At 41.9% G+C, this 16,253-nt stretch carries 14 protein-coding genes; 2 read left to right on the top strand and 12 right to left on the bottom strand.

What is annotated here, in order from left to right:
• Positions 1–13 precede the first annotated feature (13 nt).
• The 6 genes from urtD to ACLTWA_RS10680 all read right to left on the bottom strand — a co-directional run bounded on the left by urtD (position 14) and on the right by ACLTWA_RS10680 (position 7,883).
• Positions 14–796 carry an urea ABC transporter ATP-binding protein UrtD gene (urtD, locus tag ACLTWA_RS10705; protein WP_412327687.1) on the bottom strand — a complete coding sequence of 261 codons (783 nt, stop codon included), beginning with the start codon at positions 794–796 and terminating at the stop codon, positions 14–16.
• 20 nt (positions 797–816) lie between these two features.
• Positions 817–1,923, bottom strand: coding sequence for an urea ABC transporter permease subunit UrtC (gene urtC / locus ACLTWA_RS10700; RefSeq protein WP_412327686.1), 1,107 nt, complete (start codon positions 1,921–1,923; stop codon positions 817–819).
• Between the two features lie 22 nt (positions 1,924–1,945).
• Positions 1,946–2,854, bottom strand: coding sequence for an urea ABC transporter permease subunit UrtB (gene urtB, locus ACLTWA_RS10695; protein ID WP_412327685.1), 909 nt, complete (start codon positions 2,852–2,854; stop codon positions 1,946–1,948).
• An 83-nt stretch (positions 2,855–2,937) separates the two neighbouring features.
• A complete protein-coding gene (urtA, locus tag ACLTWA_RS10690; RefSeq protein WP_412327684.1) occupies positions 2,938–4,215 on the bottom strand; it encodes an urea ABC transporter substrate-binding protein in 1,278 nt (425 codons plus the stop codon).
• 160 nt (positions 4,216–4,375) lie between these two features.
• Positions 4,376–5,389 carry a response regulator transcription factor gene (locus tag ACLTWA_RS10685; RefSeq protein ID WP_412327683.1) on the bottom strand — a complete coding sequence of 338 codons (1,014 nt, stop codon included), beginning with the start codon at positions 5,387–5,389 and terminating at the stop codon, positions 4,376–4,378.
• Entirely contained in the window at positions 5,361–7,883 is a 2,523-nt protein-coding gene (locus tag ACLTWA_RS10680) for an ATP-binding protein (protein WP_412327682.1), read from the bottom strand. The genes ACLTWA_RS10685 and ACLTWA_RS10680 overlap by 29 nt, the downstream gene beginning before the upstream one ends.
• A 98-nt stretch (positions 7,884–7,981) precedes the next feature.
• Between ACLTWA_RS10680 and ACLTWA_RS10675 the strand changes: the two genes are divergently transcribed.
• Positions 7,982–9,115: a sensor histidine kinase gene (locus ACLTWA_RS10675; protein ID WP_412327681.1), complete on the top strand. Its 1,134-nt coding sequence runs from the start codon at positions 7,982–7,984 to the stop codon at positions 9,113–9,115.
• Between the two features lie 312 nt (positions 9,116–9,427).
• Here ACLTWA_RS10675 and ACLTWA_RS10670 read toward each other — a convergent pair whose 3' ends face one another.
• Entirely contained in the window at positions 9,428–9,619 is a 192-nt protein-coding gene (locus ACLTWA_RS10670; protein ID WP_412327680.1) for a hypothetical protein, read from the bottom strand.
• Between the two features lie 399 nt (positions 9,620–10,018).
• Positions 10,019–10,714, bottom strand: coding sequence for a hypothetical protein (locus ACLTWA_RS10665; RefSeq protein ID WP_412327679.1), 696 nt, complete (start codon positions 10,712–10,714; stop codon positions 10,019–10,021).
• 171 nt (positions 10,715–10,885) lie between these two features.
• Between ACLTWA_RS10665 and ACLTWA_RS10660 the strand changes: the two genes are divergently transcribed.
• Complete coding sequence (locus ACLTWA_RS10660) at positions 10,886–11,080, top strand: hypothetical protein (RefSeq protein ID WP_412327678.1); 195 nt, start codon at positions 10,886–10,888, stop codon at positions 11,078–11,080.
• A gap of 314 nt (positions 11,081–11,394) precedes the next feature.
• Here the strand turns inward: ACLTWA_RS10660 and ACLTWA_RS10655 are convergent, their stop codons facing one another.
• The 4 genes from ACLTWA_RS10655 to ACLTWA_RS10640 are packed head-to-tail and all read right to left on the bottom strand — an operon-like array spanning position 11,395 to position 16,249.
• Complete coding sequence (locus ACLTWA_RS10655; protein ID WP_412327677.1) at positions 11,395–12,354, bottom strand: ABC transporter ATP-binding protein; 960 nt, start codon at positions 12,352–12,354, stop codon at positions 11,395–11,397.
• 14 nt (positions 12,355–12,368) lie between these two features.
• Complete coding sequence (locus ACLTWA_RS10650; RefSeq protein ID WP_412327676.1) at positions 12,369–13,691, bottom strand: B12-binding domain-containing radical SAM protein; 1,323 nt, start codon at positions 13,689–13,691, stop codon at positions 12,369–12,371.
• A 12-nt stretch (positions 13,692–13,703) separates the two neighbouring features.
• Positions 13,704–14,936 (bottom strand): PqqD family peptide modification chaperone, encoded by a 1,233-nt coding sequence (locus tag ACLTWA_RS10645; RefSeq protein WP_412327675.1) that lies wholly within the window; start codon positions 14,934–14,936, stop codon positions 13,704–13,706.
• 11 nt (positions 14,937–14,947) lie between these two features.
• Positions 14,948–16,249, bottom strand: a complete 1,302-nt coding sequence (locus ACLTWA_RS10640; RefSeq protein WP_412327674.1) for a B12-binding domain-containing radical SAM protein — start codon at positions 16,247–16,249, stop codon at positions 14,948–14,950.
• Positions 16,250–16,253 lie beyond the last annotated feature (4 nt).

Here is a 16,253-nt window from a genome sequence, read left to right as displayed (position 1 = left end):
GTCTTGCCTCCTTTCAGCCTCTTCCAAGATATACATCAATGACCTGCTGATTCTTCTGTACGGTCTCCATGGTTCCTTCATCAAGAATTTCCCCCTCATGAAATACGGTTACGGTATCGGATACTTCCCTGGCAAACTGCATATCATGCTCCACCACAATGATCGAGCATTCCTTTTTAATATCCTGAAGCATCCGGGCGGTCTTTTCTGTCTCCCTGCGTCCCATACCGGCGACCGGTTCATCCAAAAGCATAAGCTTCGGCCTTGCCGCCATCAGCATTCCGATTTCCAGCCACTGTTTTTCTCCATGAGAAAGGCTTGACGGATACTTGAACCGTTTATCTGCAAGACCGGTGAACTCCAGAACATAATTCATGTAATCCAGTTTTTCCCTGGACAGCTTTAAAAACGTAGTGCTGTAAATGGAGTGCCTTCTGGCAACAGCAAGTTCCATATTTTCTTCAATGGTGATCCCGCCAAACACACTTGGAGCCTGGAACTTTCTTCCGATTCCCAAATCTGCAATTGCATATTCCCTCATTTTGGTCACATCCCGGTCCCCGTCCCCGCCATGGAAGATGATTCTGCCGTCGGAAACCTTGTTCTTGCCGCAAATAGCATCAAGGATTGTAGTTTTTCCGGCACCATTGGGACCAATAAAAAAACGGATCTCATTCTTTCCTACTGAGGTCGTTACCCTCTTGACCGCTTTAAAATTGCCAAACCGTATGCTGATATCCTCGATATCCAAAACAGGAGAAACCGCCATATGATCCTTTTTTGCCTTTTGTTCCATAATAAAAACCTCCATTCTTATTATTTATTCCCGGGAGCCGCTTCTCTAGAACTCTCTTCCAGGAAAGCAGAAGTCTCCTCTATATGGGGTTTTTGTCTGCTACGGATTTTTCCGGGAATCTCTTTTAAGGAAATGAATCCGCCGGGCAGCCACAGGATCACGGCTACGAACAGGACACCGATAAAGTAAGACCACAGCTCGGGGAAATTTTCACTGGCCGCTGTCTTTAGACTGTTTACTGCCAAAGCCCCCAAAACAGGCCCTGCCAAAGTTCCCTTTCCGCCAATAGCCACCCATATAATCATTTCAACCGAGGGAACGATACCTACTTCTGCAGGCGATATGATTCCCACCTGGCCTGCATAAAGTGCTCCTGCGATTCCCGCCATTGCGGCAGACAACCCGTAGACAAACACCTTATACCGGGCGGTGTTATACCCCACAAATCCTGCCCGGTTCTCCCCATCCCTGATTGCTATCAGCACCTTTCCGACCCGTCTGCCGGTAATAAAACGGCAGACTCCAAAAAGAAGCATCAGCATGAGAAGCGTAGCATAGTACATCAGGATTTTTGTAACAGGGGCATGAATGTCCTGCCCGAAAATAGTTTTAAAGTCCGTAAGCCCGTTTGAGCCTCCGGTATATGCCTGACTTCCAATAAGCATTGTCCCCATGATCATTGCCATGGCCTGAGAGAGAATCGAAAAATAAACGCCGCGGATTTTATTGGTAAAGGTCAGATATCCGACGGCAACGGCTAACAGCAGCGGTGCCAGCACAGCCATGAGTATGGCAAAAAACGGATTTGCAAAAGGCACCCACACGGCGGGAAGACTGTTTAACCCGCTCCAGGACATAAAGTCCGGTAAAACGCCTCCGGAGGCTTCCAGCTTTAAGTACATTGCCATGCAATAGGCCCCCAGTCCGAAGTAGACACCATGGCCCAGGCTCAATATGCCGGTGTACCCCCATATCATATCCAGACCAAGAGCGATGATTGCAAAACACATATATTTCCCAAAAAGGCTGACGCGGAACATAGGCATATAAAATGGCAGGGCTGCCAGCAAAAGGAATAGGAAAATTGCCAAACCTGTGGTGCCTTTTATTCGTTTTAATACTTTCATACCATCACATCCTCTCCATGGATTAATCCTCAAGCGCCCGGCTGCGTATTGCAAAAATACCTTTTGGCCTCAATTGCAGCAGCAGGATCACACACAGGAATATAAGGACCTTGCCGATGGACGCTGTGGTAAAAAATTCAAATGCGGTTCCACCCAATCCGATGAAAACAGCTCCAAAAACCGAGCCTATCAGGCTTCCCGCTCCCCCTACCACAACGGTCATAAAGGTATCAACAATATAATTGGTTCCCAGTGTGGGACCTATGGCTCCGATCCACGTGAGCGCACAGCCGGCAAGGCCGGCCAGCCCGGAGCCGATTGCAAAAGTTACCGAATCGATCCGTCCGGTATTGATTCCCAATGCTGCAGCCATATCCCGGTTCTGCATGACGGCCCGGATATTACGCCCCTGCCGGGTCCGGTACATCAGCCAGTAAACACAAGCCAGACAAAGAACCGCAATCATGAGAATAAAAAGCCGTTTGTAGGGAAGGGACAGCATCCCATGTATTTTCAAGCTTTTTTCCAGAAAAGACGGTCCTTTGATACCGACATTGGGAGAACCGAAGATGCTTCTTGCCGCCTGCTGAAGAATCAGACTGATTCCCCAGGTAACAAGAAGACTGTCTGCCGCCCTTCCATATAGTCTGCGAATCACCAGGCGTTCTAAAATCAAGCCCAGAACTGCCGCCGTCACAAAGGATAACAGGATGGCCGCAAGGCAATAAAAGTCAAATACTCCGGCCGGTAAGTATGCCTGGAACAGTTTCTGGACCACATAGGCCGTATAGGCTCCAACCATGATAAATTCTCCATGTGCCATATTGATGACTCCCATCAGGCCAAAGGTTACCGCAAGCCCCAGTGCCGCCATCAGCAGGATGGAACTGACACTGATTCCGTTAAACAACTGCATCAGAAATAATTCCATTTCACAAATCTCCCTTCCGACAGGAACTGTCGGGAGGCAAAACGCCTCTATGAGCGCTGCCTCCCAGCCATTCCCCCTTGCTGTTACTGAGTGTTTGATAATCCATTAGCCCATTCATATCCTTTCAGATATGGATCTGGTTTTACCGGCTCGGGAGTGCTCCACACTTCATCAATCAGACCTTCCTTATTAACCATACCGATTCGTACCGGTTTATACATATGCTGGTTCTCTCCGTCAATGGTTATAGTGCCTTCGGGAGCCTTGAATTCAATCCCTGCAGCTGCCTTTCGTACCTGATCCACATCCGTTGATCCTGCTTTCTCCACGGCTGCTGCCCACAGATAAACTGCATTATATCCTGCTTCAATGGGATCATCCGTTACCCGGTCCTCACCATATTCGGCCTTGTAAGCCTCCACAAATTTTTTATTTTCCGGGGTGTCTGTCTTCTGATAGTAATTCCATGCCACCAGATGCCCTTCTAAATAAGAAGCTCCAATTCCTGCCGCCTCTTCTTCTGCTATGGATACGGATAGGGTCTGGATCTGCTCCGGAGTAAGCCCCGCATCCTTAAACTGCTTAAAGAATGCTACGTTGGAATCTCCGTTTAAAGTATTAAATACAAAATCCGGCTGCGCCTGCTGAATCTTGCTGATGATCGTTGTGTAATCCGTATGGCCCATGGGTGTGTATTCCTCTCCGACCACTTCCATTCCAAGGGCTTCCGCCTGTTTTTTTACAATGGAATTGGCCGTGCGCGGAAATACATAATCAGAACCTAAAAGAAATACTTTTTTTCCGTAATTCTCATTCATATACTCAATGGCCGGTACGATCTGCTGGTTTGGAGCCGCCCCCACATAGAAGATATTGGGAGAAGACTCCATTCCCTCGTACTGGACCGGATACCAGAGAAGACCATTGTTGCTTTCAAAGGTAGGAAGAACCGCCTTCCGGCTTGCAGAAGTCCAGCAGCCAAATACAGTTGCCGCTTTGTCATTTAAAAGCAGCTTTTCCGCCTTCTCCTTAAATGTGGCATTGTCAGATGCCCCGTCTTCCACAACTGGAACCAGCTGCCTGCCCAGTACACCTCCGGCTGCATTGATTTCTTTTATGGCTAACAGTTCCGCATCTCTCACCGAGGTTTCACTGATTGCCATGGTACCGCTCAGTGAATGCAGAATTCCGACCTTTATGGTATCCTCTCCACTCTCCTGGACCGGGGCCGACCCTTCTGTTTTCTCCTCTCCCTTCGTGCTGCTTCCTGCAACAGCCTTCATGGCACCGCCGCTGCATCCTGCCAGGGTAATTGCCATGAACACCGGCAACATAATTGCTCCTAATGTACGCTTTCTCATAATATTGTCCTCCTTCAGACTGATGTGTTGTACAAACAAAAAAGACAAAGCTGCCATTTCCGGGGAAACAGCGACAGCTTTGTCTTTTCGTTCTTCTCATATTTGAATATGTAACATCATAATCCATAAGGGAAGAAAAAAAAACCGCAGAAAACCGTTTTTATACCATATAATTCCGTTTTTTACCACTGCCCCGATAGCCGGTAGGCGTGATTCCGGTATAGCTTTTAAACAATCCGGTAAAATAATCCACCGTGGAATACCCTAATTCCACGCTTATTTCATATACCTTTTTATTGGTTCCTGTCAGCATGGATTTGGCCTGTTCCATCTTAAGCCGGGTACAGTATTCCGATATGGGAATTCCTACAGCATTCCGGAATCTCTTTCCCATATAATCCTTACTCAATTCCAGCTGTTCTGTCAGATAATCCTGAATATGAGGCCTGGAAAGGTTCTGCTTTAAAATGGCTGCTATGTTCCGCACGATTTTGTCCGGCTCCTTTATACCGTAACTTCTTATCATACGGGTGTACTCATGCAGTATCCTGCATACGTCTTCGGATAAGTCCTTTCCAATAAAGATATCGACCGGCTCCATGATTTCCAGCCACGGTGCCTGTTCTGTCATTTTTGTCCAGATTCCTTTTAAAACCGAACCCACTTCCTGCCGGACCATTAACTGATTATCCGGATATTTTTCCCGTATCCGTCTTAAAAGCCGGTCCGTAAGTATTTCTTCGGACTCTTCTTCTGATATGAGAGCTTCGTAAAATTCTTCCTGCATCCCGTTTCCGCTCAGAAACTGGCCGGCCAGTCTGAAAGCCTCTTCAAGCTTTTCTTCGCTGTAGGGCTTCTCAATGTATTCCACAGCACCAAGCCTTATTCCCTCCCTGGCATAGGCAAAATCACTGTAGGTACTTGCCAGAATGATCAGGGTCTGATACCCCTGCTCCCGTATTCTGCGGCATAATTCCAATCCATCCATAACAGGCATACGGATATCGGTAATAATCAGGTCATAATGGAATGCCGCCAGTTTATCCAGGGCTTCCTTCCCATTGGCTGCGGTTCCTGCAATTCTGTATTCCCCCTGTCTCCAGAGCTTATATCGGGATACCAGAAAAAGGATATCCTCGTCGTCTTCAACAAATAATATCTGATACATAGCCATCGCCCTTTCCTTCTCCATCCAAAAGTATTAGTACCTCCTGGTAATCATACCGCGCCAGGGCCCGCCAAAGAGCCGTCGCTTTTTCTTCACCAAGATACTGGAAAAAAGCAGACTGATTGGCTTTCCATTGTTCTATGGCTCCAAATTCTCCCATGGCTACCATATTCCTCCACGCTTTTAGCCGTTTGGCTGCAGTTTCCCCAGACACCGGTTCCCTTTTGCCTATCAGACATTTTTCTACTTTTTCTCCTTCCTGTGCCTGCCATGCATCAAACCTTCTTTTTATTTCCAGTGCTTTTTCTGTGATTTCTTCTGTCTTTCCGTCCTTTAAGCGTTCCTCCAGACCCACACACAGCTCCTTGATATCACTTACTCCTGCGGTTGCTGAGGCTCCCTTTAAGAGATGGAGCAGTTCCTTCATTGCTTCATACTGTCCTGCTTTTCCCAGTCCCACCAGCTTTTCAAAATCTCCGGCATGCTCTCTGCAGAAGATATGAAGCAATTCCTCACGCCATTCATATTGGCCCCCCTCTGCTGCATCTTCTGTTTTTATAAAGCGGCTGATTTCTTCCTTCAACGCTTTTAGGGCTACCGGCTTTACCAATATTGCATCCATACCAGCATGATCCACCTGATCCTGTACATTCCTGTCTCCATCCGCAGTCAATGCGATGATTGGAATATGCAGGTTTTCCGGTTCTTCTCGTTCCATGGACCGGATTCTCTCTGCGGTTTTATATCCGTCCATTTCAGGCATCCGCAAATCCATGAGGATTAAATCAAAGGATCCGGTTTTAAATAATTCCAGAGCTTCTTTTCCATTTGATGCCACCTCTACAGAAAGTCCCAGAGAAGTAAGAAGCATTTTCTGCATATATTGATTCACCTGATTGTCCTCTGCCAAAAGCACACGCCGCCCTGTCATAACAGGAACAACCGGGAACTCCTTTTCCTCTGGTCCAACCGTATGCTGGGGAAGTTCAGCCGTAAAGGTACTTCCCAGCCCCTGCCGGCTGCTGACCCGGACCGTTCCCCCCATCAGCCTGGACAGACTCTGGCATATAGACAGTCCCAGTCCGATTCCCCCATAGCGGCCGTCTGCCGCGGCACCGGCCTGTTCAAAGGGCTTGAAAATACGTTCCAGATCCTGTTCTCCAATTCCAGGCCCTGTATCCTTTACCATCAGAATCAGGGTTCCCTCTCCTTCTTTTAAGGGATGGTTTATAAAGCGCAAGTTCACCATAACCTGGCCTGTTTTTGTAAACTTCAATGCATTGGAAACAAGGTTTGCAGCAATCTGCCGGATTTTCACTTCGTCACCATAAAGGGCGGCAGGCATGTCTTTTTCCACAAGGATATGAAATTCCAGATTTTGGGATGAAGCCAGTTGAGAAAAAACAGCGTCCAGATAATGCACCATATTTTGAGGATTCCATTTCACAAAGGAAAGCGTATGCTGTTTCTTCTCCAAACGGGTATAGTCTAAAATATGGTTCACCATTTCCGTGAGATGTTCCGATGCATATTGCATACATGATATGTACTCCTTCTGCAAAGGATCAAGCTCCGTCTGCTCCAAAAGCGTTTCATAGCCAATCACGGAATTCAGCGGCGTCCGCAGTTCATGGCTTACCGTTGCCAGGAACTCATCTTTTGCTTTCAATGCCTGAGACATGGCCTGCCCCAGCATGGTTACTTCCAGAATTCCGGAAGGCTTCATCTCCTTATTCCCATCTTCCAGACAGCTGTGATAATAGAGAACCGGCCTGATCATCAGATAATAGTAGGACAGAATCATTACCAGAAACAATAGCACCGCCGCTGCCTGAAGGACCCACTGCATGGTCAGTGCAGCCGCCAGCCTGCCCTCTTCCTCTTTCAGCTGCCCATCCAGTTCTTCCTCTGTCTGCATTAAGAACTGACTGATATATTGTCCGATTACTTCCTTTTCACCGAGATACTGGTTTCCAAACAGAAGTTCCACCGCAGCCATGTGCCGTTCTTCTGGATTCATGGATTTTTCCACAATGTTTAATACGTAGTCCCTCATTTCTTCCGGCATTTCTCCTTCTTCCAGTCCGAAGGAATCTGCGGCAAGACGCATGGCCCTGGTTTCCAGATAGATCAACAGATCCGAATAATTCTTTGCGGAGGTCAAAAGTCCCATCTTCCGTTTTGGCAGCTCCAGTTTTTCCAGTTCCATGACCGCCGACTCCCTGCGTCTTCCGGTATATACTTCATCCCAGTAATTCTCAAGATAACGCGGTTCTCCGGTTATTACGTAATTTCGGGCCTGATCAGAAAGATATCCTGCCGCTTCATCCAGATTGTCGGAAAGCTTTCCGCATAAAATCCGTCTGTCCTGGACCTTTTGCCGGGCAACCGTTGCCTGAAAAAGATTCCAGGTGCTGGCTGCCATAAGAAGCACCATAAAAAGAACCGATGGAATCCATATACCATTGAGTTTTTTTGAACTGAATCTGTATGCTTTCAATTTTCTCCTTTCTTTTTCTTGAATTATTGTATGCCGTATAGTAGAATAGTCCCCAAAATACGGATGATTTGAAACACCGGTAAAAGGAGGTCTCCCATATGGGACAGCCGGCTGTCATACTGATTGTAGATGATTCGCCAGAACAGATCTATGCTGCTGGAACAATTTTAACAACCCATGGTTACCGCGTATTGGTGGCTTCCAGCGGGAAGGCGGCCCTTTCTGTCCTGGAGAAAGAACTCCCTGATCTGATTCTTTTAGATATTCATATGAAGGACATGGATGGCTTTTCCCTTTGCAGCCGCCTTCGCCAGAACATCACCTACCAGGACACTGCCATCATATTTATGACCGTTGCACAGGACCGGGAAAGCCTGGAAAAAGGATTTCAACTGGGCGCCCAGGATTATATCATCAAGCCCTGCCATGAATCGGAGCTGCTGGCACGTATCGGCACTCATGTGCGCATTGTATCCCAGTCAAGGGAGCTAAAGGCCGCGTACAGAGAGCTGGACCAGTTCTGTCACAGTGTATCCCATGACTTAAAATCTCCTCTGCAGGTCATAAAACAGCTTACTCTGCTTCTCAAGGAGGAACTGACCTCATTAAGCCTCCCCCTCCCCGAAGACATTATGCCGGTGTTAGGAAGGCTGGAACGTAAATGCGAATCGACAGAAACCATGGTCAGCCGTCTTCTGGAATTTTCCCAAATGACCTCCTTAGACTGCTGTCCGGAATCGGTAAATGGGGCGGTTCTTATCCGGAGTATTTTTGATGAACTGTCCGCCCTGGAACCGGAACGCCGTATCACTCTGCAATTAAGCCCTCAGCCGTTTCCGCCATTATGGGGAGATCCCACCCTTTTGACCTTGCTGTTTCAAAATATTCTGGGAAATGCAATCAAGTTCACCCGTATCCGCAAAGAAGCACAGATCTGCGTCACTGCCCGGCCCCTGGAGGAGGGACTTATTCTTACCATTCAGGATAATGGAATCGGCTTTGATATGGCCTTGGCGGATAAACTGTTCCATGTTTTTGAGCGGCTTCACAGGGCTGGTGAATATGAAGGCAGCGGCGTTGGCCTGGCTATCGTCAAACGCATTATGGAACGTCACGGCGGGACCGTGTCCATTGAGTCCCAACCTGGAAACGGAACCACGGTCTCTCTCTGCTTCCTGCCCGCCCCCGGTAACACAAAAAACAGGACACTCCCTGACAAAATTCGCCATTGAATGTCCTGCTTCTGATGATTAATATAACAGATAATTTATGAAGTTTCAATCTCCACGCTGTATGAGTTTCCTCAGTTTTATGTACAGATGCCTGGTTTTGTTCAATGCATTTTAAATAAACCGCAGGATTAAAGGGTAAGCCCTGAATTAAATTTCCATGCTTACCAGCCATCTTTTATCTGGAAATCAGTTTTATTTCGCCTTCTGTTAAATGATTTTTAGAAACAGCACTTAACACTCCATCTATCAGCTTATTTAAACCAGTATTGATAGTTAATTGACTAAGCATTTCTGAATTTCCATTTGTTAAAATCACCTGCTTGCAAGGCCTAAGACTTTTAATGCGTTCATTACATCAGGATACAACTTTAGATAATAAGTATTCAAAATTTCTTCTAATTCTTTCTCACCGTACTGTAATTCAAGGGATTCCAGAGCATAGCAAAGTGCATCTTTCCCATTAATGCACGTAACTAGGAATATTCCAGTTGCTTTTGTCTCCACACCTAACTAATTTCTATTCCTTTTCCCTGGAATACTTCCTCACATTTTTCTGTAACAGAAAAGACATCAAACAACGTACCATATGCGTCAAATACAATGCTTTCAATCATCTCAATCCACTCCATTCTATCTTAATAATACTACGAATAACGATATATGTAACAAGATACGGTTCCCGGCGTTCCGACCTGCAGGGGCGTCTCGTCAGCCATTACGAATGGCCGTGTAAGGAGTTTTCGCTGGAGGCACCGAAGAGGCGCTTTGTTAAGTAAATATGCATATCTGTTCTTTCGTTATTTCTTCCTGTTTTTTCGATACCACGAGAAACCAAAATATCCAATCAAACCAAACACAATGCAAAAAGCTGCATAAATTAAACCTTCCATCTCTTTTCCTCTCCTATCTAATCTTTTTCATTACATCTACTTTATTCAATCGAAAACTTGACAACAGAGCCAGCACTACAACGATACAAAATATGCCGATTCCTGTTATTATCATATATTCTTCATTGATATTTTTCAAGTTATTCATAATCAGATAAACTAAGATTGCATCTGCAATAGCAATAATATATCCACCTGTCTTTAAATCAGAAACGTGAAATGCAACATAAGATCCTAACAGCCCAAGTGTCAAAATTCCAGCACTAATCACAAAATACATTGCAATGATCCATTTCAAAGAAAACCCCGCATCAAGAAATGTGATATGAAATAATAGCTTTAACAAAAGATTATCCAAAACAGTAATTGCAAACAGCGAGACAAGTCCCAGTATCTCAATAAATAAAGTTTTTGCAAAAAGAGCCTTTCGAATATCAACGGAAGTAGAAATCAGAGTTTCCATGGTACGGTGATGCTTCTCTCCTCCTACCAAATCCAGTGACAGGTTATTTGGAATTAAAAACACACTAAACACCATAAATCCCAGACATAAAAGTGCTTTGTTATTCGTAACTGGAAACATATTATATTTGGGTAATATAATTATAAAACAATTTAAGATAATAATCCACAGATACCAACGAATCATTGCATTTCTGACAAGGAAATTGCTCCATTCCTTTTTTATCACTACATAAATTTCCTTCATTTCGATCACCTTTTTACACCTTATAAAAATTGCTTAATGTATATTTGTTTTTGTATATATTCCTTCTACGTTGAAGTGCGAATCCTATTACACCTTCTATGATAACGTACAGCATACTTATTATAAAAAAGGCACTTAATGGTACATCCATGCAGGAGATTACAATCAGACATGGAATTCCATACAAAAATGAAAGCAGTGTGGCATCCATGGCACATGCCTTGCTATCTTTTGATTGCAACGACAATAGAGAGAGCCGAATGGACAGATTCCAGATATTTAATAAAGGGAATAGATATATCCCTGTCAGATTACGAAGGCTTAGGATATTCGACAGAGGAACATGCCGAAAAAAGAAATCCATAAAAAAAGAAAGAGTATAAGTAACATATAAGAGACCACCAAATATAAAAAAACAAAAGAACGATTTTCCTCTTTCAATCTGTTCAAACGAAAGGGGAAGGGTCAAGAGAGTCTCAAAGGTCTGATTCTCTTTTTCTGTAATGAATAGTTTTGGCGTAATCTGGGCAGCAGTTATAATAAGAATAAAAATTGATAAGATTAACCTGGTATTCCCACCCATAATAAAAAATGCACACGTCCCCGCGATGCTCATAAGAAGTAAGTATACAACCTGGCTTGAATTAGAAAACAGCATTTGAAACTGCATTTTTAAGACTCTATTCATTCTCTGCCTCCTCGGTCTCCAGATATAATTTATTTAAATCAAATTGTTCCTTTGATACGCCGCATATGGATATCTTATGATACACCAGCTCCCTGATAATCTCTGAAATAACTTGTTTATCCGTCTCAGGGGTAATAAGTTGATGGTCATTTAAGGTATATGTGAGGTGATGCTGATCCATAATCGTCTTTACGGATTCAGTCTCAATATCTCCCAGGAGTTCGATATTTGTCTTTAAATAGGAATCTAGTGACAAAGATTGTTCAACTACGTTTTTTCCTTTTTTCATAATAACAATTTTATCGCAAATCTTCTTTACTTCTTCCAGATTATGAGTCGTAATCAGAAAGGTTGTATTGTATTTCTCCTTCCTCTCTTTTATAATGTCATGTAATGTAAGAATACTGACCGGGTCCAAGGAATTTACTGGTTCGTCCATTAAAACAATCTTTGGATTGTGAAGAATGGTTCTGATAATTGCAACCTTCTTCTTCATTCCCATGGAAAAATTTTTGATAATCTGATGTTTTGTTTCAAGAATATCAAACCGTTTTAACAAAATATCAATTTGCTCTTCATATTCTTTCTTGGAACATCCATATATCTCAGCAAAGAACTTTAAATTATCATATACTGTTAAGGATTCATAGAGTCCCGTGTCTTCACACAACACGCCACAGACTTTTCGGATTCGCTCGCCCGATAAGAACGGATTTTCTCCAAACACACTCACTTCCCCATTCTCAATGTCAACGAGTCCAAGAATAATGCGCAAAAGAGTAGTCTTTCCTGCTCCATTATGACCTAAAAACGCAGTAACTTCTCCTTCTTGTATGATAAAGTTCACCCCGTTTAGTACTGATTTGGGTCCAAAGCTTTTGTATACATTGGTGACACGGATTGTATGCTGGTTGTTTTTTTCTTCCGTAACCAAAGGAGTTGTATCTCTCATTCGTTACCTCCTTTTTAATATAACATTTGATTTGCCAGACTGAAGCCTTTTTTTATATCATTGGCCGTTAAATATGCCGTTCTGATTGCAGAATCATTCATTTTTAATTTACTAAAATCATCAACAATTAAGTTCACTCCCAGTTCTTCCAACTGATTCCGCAGCTCTGTTCCTGGATAAGGTGTATTGATCGAAAATACCATATTTGCATGAAATTTCTGTTTTAAATCTACCGCTTTTCTAATTGTTTCTTTGATTGTATCCATTGTATCCATATGGTGTCCAATCATAAACGAGATGTTCATTTTCAGTCCGGCTTCATATGCCATTTGAGCTGCATGATAAACCTGCTCATATGTGATATTTTTCTTTATGGATTTCAAAACGGAATCATTGCCGCTTTCCATTCCAAATTGAACCATATTGCATCCAGCATCTTTCATTGTTTTTAGCAGATAATTATCTGACTTTACAACATCTACTCTGGATTCACAGCCCCACACAAATGTAACATCAAGTTCTCTGCTTAATTCATTTAATAATTTGCAAAATTCTAAGGTCCTTGCTGGCTTTAACGTAAATGTATCATCAATAATGAAAAAGTCTTTCAGGCCAAATGTAAGGTATACTTCTCTTATCTCATTGACAACGCTCTGAGATGACCTCATAACGACCTTGTCGCCCCAAAAAGCATGGGCAGAACAAAAAATGCATCGCCCGGGACATCCTCTTGCCGTTGATATTGTAAATGGATAACTGTAACGATTAAGATCCAATACCTCTCTGGCTGGATAGGGCAATTGGTCAAGATCAGAGATTCTCTCAAAATCATTCATTATAATTTTTCCATCTACCTGATAGACCAGATTATTTACTTTATTAATTGAACCTTTATGTAAAATCAAGTGATTACATAAAGAAATATAGGAAAATTCCCCTTCTCCCCTTATAATATAATCATAATAGTTTGTTTGAAGCATTTCCTTATATGCAAAAGAAGCACAATATCCACCAGCAACAATTACTGCTTCTGGTACGATCTTTCTGATATGACTGGCAACTGAATTTTGAATTTTCCAAGATTCCACATAGGTTGATATCCCTACGATTTTAGGGGCCATTAACTTTAAATAATCAAGAAAATTTTCCCTATCAAACATTTCCACAGAAAAATCTATAAAGCTCACATGAAATCCTGCGGCCTCCAAGCTTGAAATAATATACAACATTCCCAAAGGAGGCATGGAGGTTAATTTGGAATGCTCCTTTCTTGTCTTTAAGACACGGTCCATCGGAACATTAATAAGTAACACGTCCGTATTGGGTACTATTTTCATCTTCTCGATCACCTACAATTTCGCATAATAATTTTCTACGGTTTCAATCATATGTTCACAATCTGGAATTGTATCACTTAATGCTTTACCATTTTGTCTGTTTTTTAATTTACACCCTCCCAGGCATAAACACCAGGATTCACATAAATCACACGACTTTGCTTTAAGCGTTTGACCAAACATATTCTCTCTTTTATTATAATAATCCTCTATGCTCTCAAAATAAAACTCATTTTTACGGGAAAGATGACAAGGATAGATATGTCCCTGAAAATCAATACTAATCTCTTCAATTCCTATGCCGCAATGTCTTTTATGCTTATGGGGATAAACCGACTTTAAACATAACTCATTTTCTGTAAGGATATAAAATCTCTGGTTTTCAGCTTTAATTCTATTATTTTTCCAGGAATTAATAAAATTATTTTTTTGATAAAGATTTTCAAGCATCTTTTCATATTCCGCAGTCTGAGAAACGCCTGAATCATCAATAAAGATTCCATTTACGCCATATTCATTCATATCCTGCTGAAGCAAGGAGCATTCCTCTAAATTCCTCGGTTGTAATGTAAAATGAATAAAAAATGACATACCATCGGAGAGACACTGTTTGCATTTCATAGCAATTTTTTTAAGATCCCTCTCTTTTTCATAGGAATCTATTTGCAGTGCTACCCCATCTATATATTCTTTTAATTGCTTTCGTATACTTTGTTCCAAACAGCTTTCCTTGCAAAAGAGAAATATTTTTGCAAATGTCTTGTTCCCAATGTATGCCAGAATTTTCAGAACCTCCTCATCGGGATATCTGTCATCTAAATTTATAAAAAATCGAATCATCTTCTCATGTTCATGTATTTCGACTGAGTCTATCATATGACAAATCTGACTAAATGTTAGGACTGAATTAGCCAGATCCAGATAGACCCGATTCAGACTTTGCTGCCTGTATTCAATTTCTTCCCGATCTCCCACTTTCTGAATTACGCCTTTTTGCTTCATATTATCTATAAAGTGAACGGTATAATTTTCAATCAACTCTTCCTTGATGTCATATTGTTCCTTCATAAACCGAATAATATCTTTGACATTATGTTTCCCATCCATCAAGGAGAGAATTGTATAAGCGGTCTCATTTAATGATAAGATGGAAAATTCCACTTTGGAAATAAGTATATATCTATATTTATGCCTCTTTACCAAAAAGTATTTTAAATTAAAAAGATAATAATTGTCCTCCACCATATTATACCACCTTATTTTATTAATTTTTGACCTTTTGCAAGATAATTTCTTAATTCGTTTGTAGTAAGATTTTTTGTCGAGATAATAGGATTATTTAACACATATTTAGACCAGTCTTTTGTCTTTACACTGATCCCAAGTTCCTTCATTCTTTCATACTGTTCGGTTCCTGGAAAAGGCGTATTTACACTGCAAACCACTCTGGCTCCATATTTATCACTAAAATATTGCGCATAAGAAAGTGTCTTCTCAATTGTTTCGTTGGTATCAAATGCATGACCAATAATATACGAGGTTTGAATATGCATCCCTATTTTACAAGCACATTTTACTGCATTTTCAATTTGTTCAATGGTGACGTGTTTTCTTAGTTTTTTCAGAATCTCATTATCCGCACTCTCAAATCCAAATTGAATCTTATGGCATCCTGCCCGGTATAATCTCTCAATAAAAGATTCGTCAATTACATCTGCTCTGGACTCACACCCCCATATAAAATTAATACCTGTTTCTTTAAGCATTTCACAAAAATCCAAGCACCTTTTTTTTGATGCGGTAAATGTGTCATCTGTAATATAAAATATAGTAACTCCGTACTTATGGTAAATATCCATTACTTCTTCAAATATGCTTTTCGCACTTCTCATGATAACCTGTTTTCCCCAAAAAGCCCGGGAGGAACAAAAGATACAATTTCCTGGGCAGCCTCTTGAAGTTGATATGGTATATGGCATTATATATTTATCCAGTTCTAAAAAATCACGATTTGGAAATGGCAAATCATCCAGATTTTGAATTCGGCATGAATCCTTATTAACAACTATATTTCCTCCTGAATCTCTATAACTAATTCCATCGATATCTATCGTTTGTCCCCATTTATTATCCCTGATAACAAAATCAGCCAATTCTTTAAAAATATATTCTCCTTCTCCTCTTTGTACAACATCTGTAAGGGATTGTAATAGAATATCTTCATAGCAAAAGGAAGCGAATGCTCCACCTGCACTTATGACTGCATCAGGTAATACTCTTTTTACAATCTTACATAGAACTTTTTGCGTACTCCAAGACTCATTATATGTACTTAGCCCAACGATCTTTGGCTGTCCTTCCGATAACATTAGTTCAAATTCAGTGCTGGATATATGAGTTACTGCAAAATCCAGTACTTTTACTTTGTAGTTATATTTTTCTAAGTAAGATGCTATATAAAGCAATCCCAAGGGAGGCATTGAATTAGAATCTTTAATTTTATCTTTATACCAGGAACCCGTAGGTAAATTAATTAATAAGATATCAATTGCATTCATACAT

It is taken from the genome of Lacrimispora sp., assembly GCF_046972725.1.
GTDB lineage: Bacteria > Bacillota > Clostridia > Lachnospirales > Lachnospiraceae > Lacrimispora.
The sequence above is the reverse complement of the archived record's forward strand: the minus strand, read 5'-3'. Positions and strand labels throughout refer to the sequence as shown.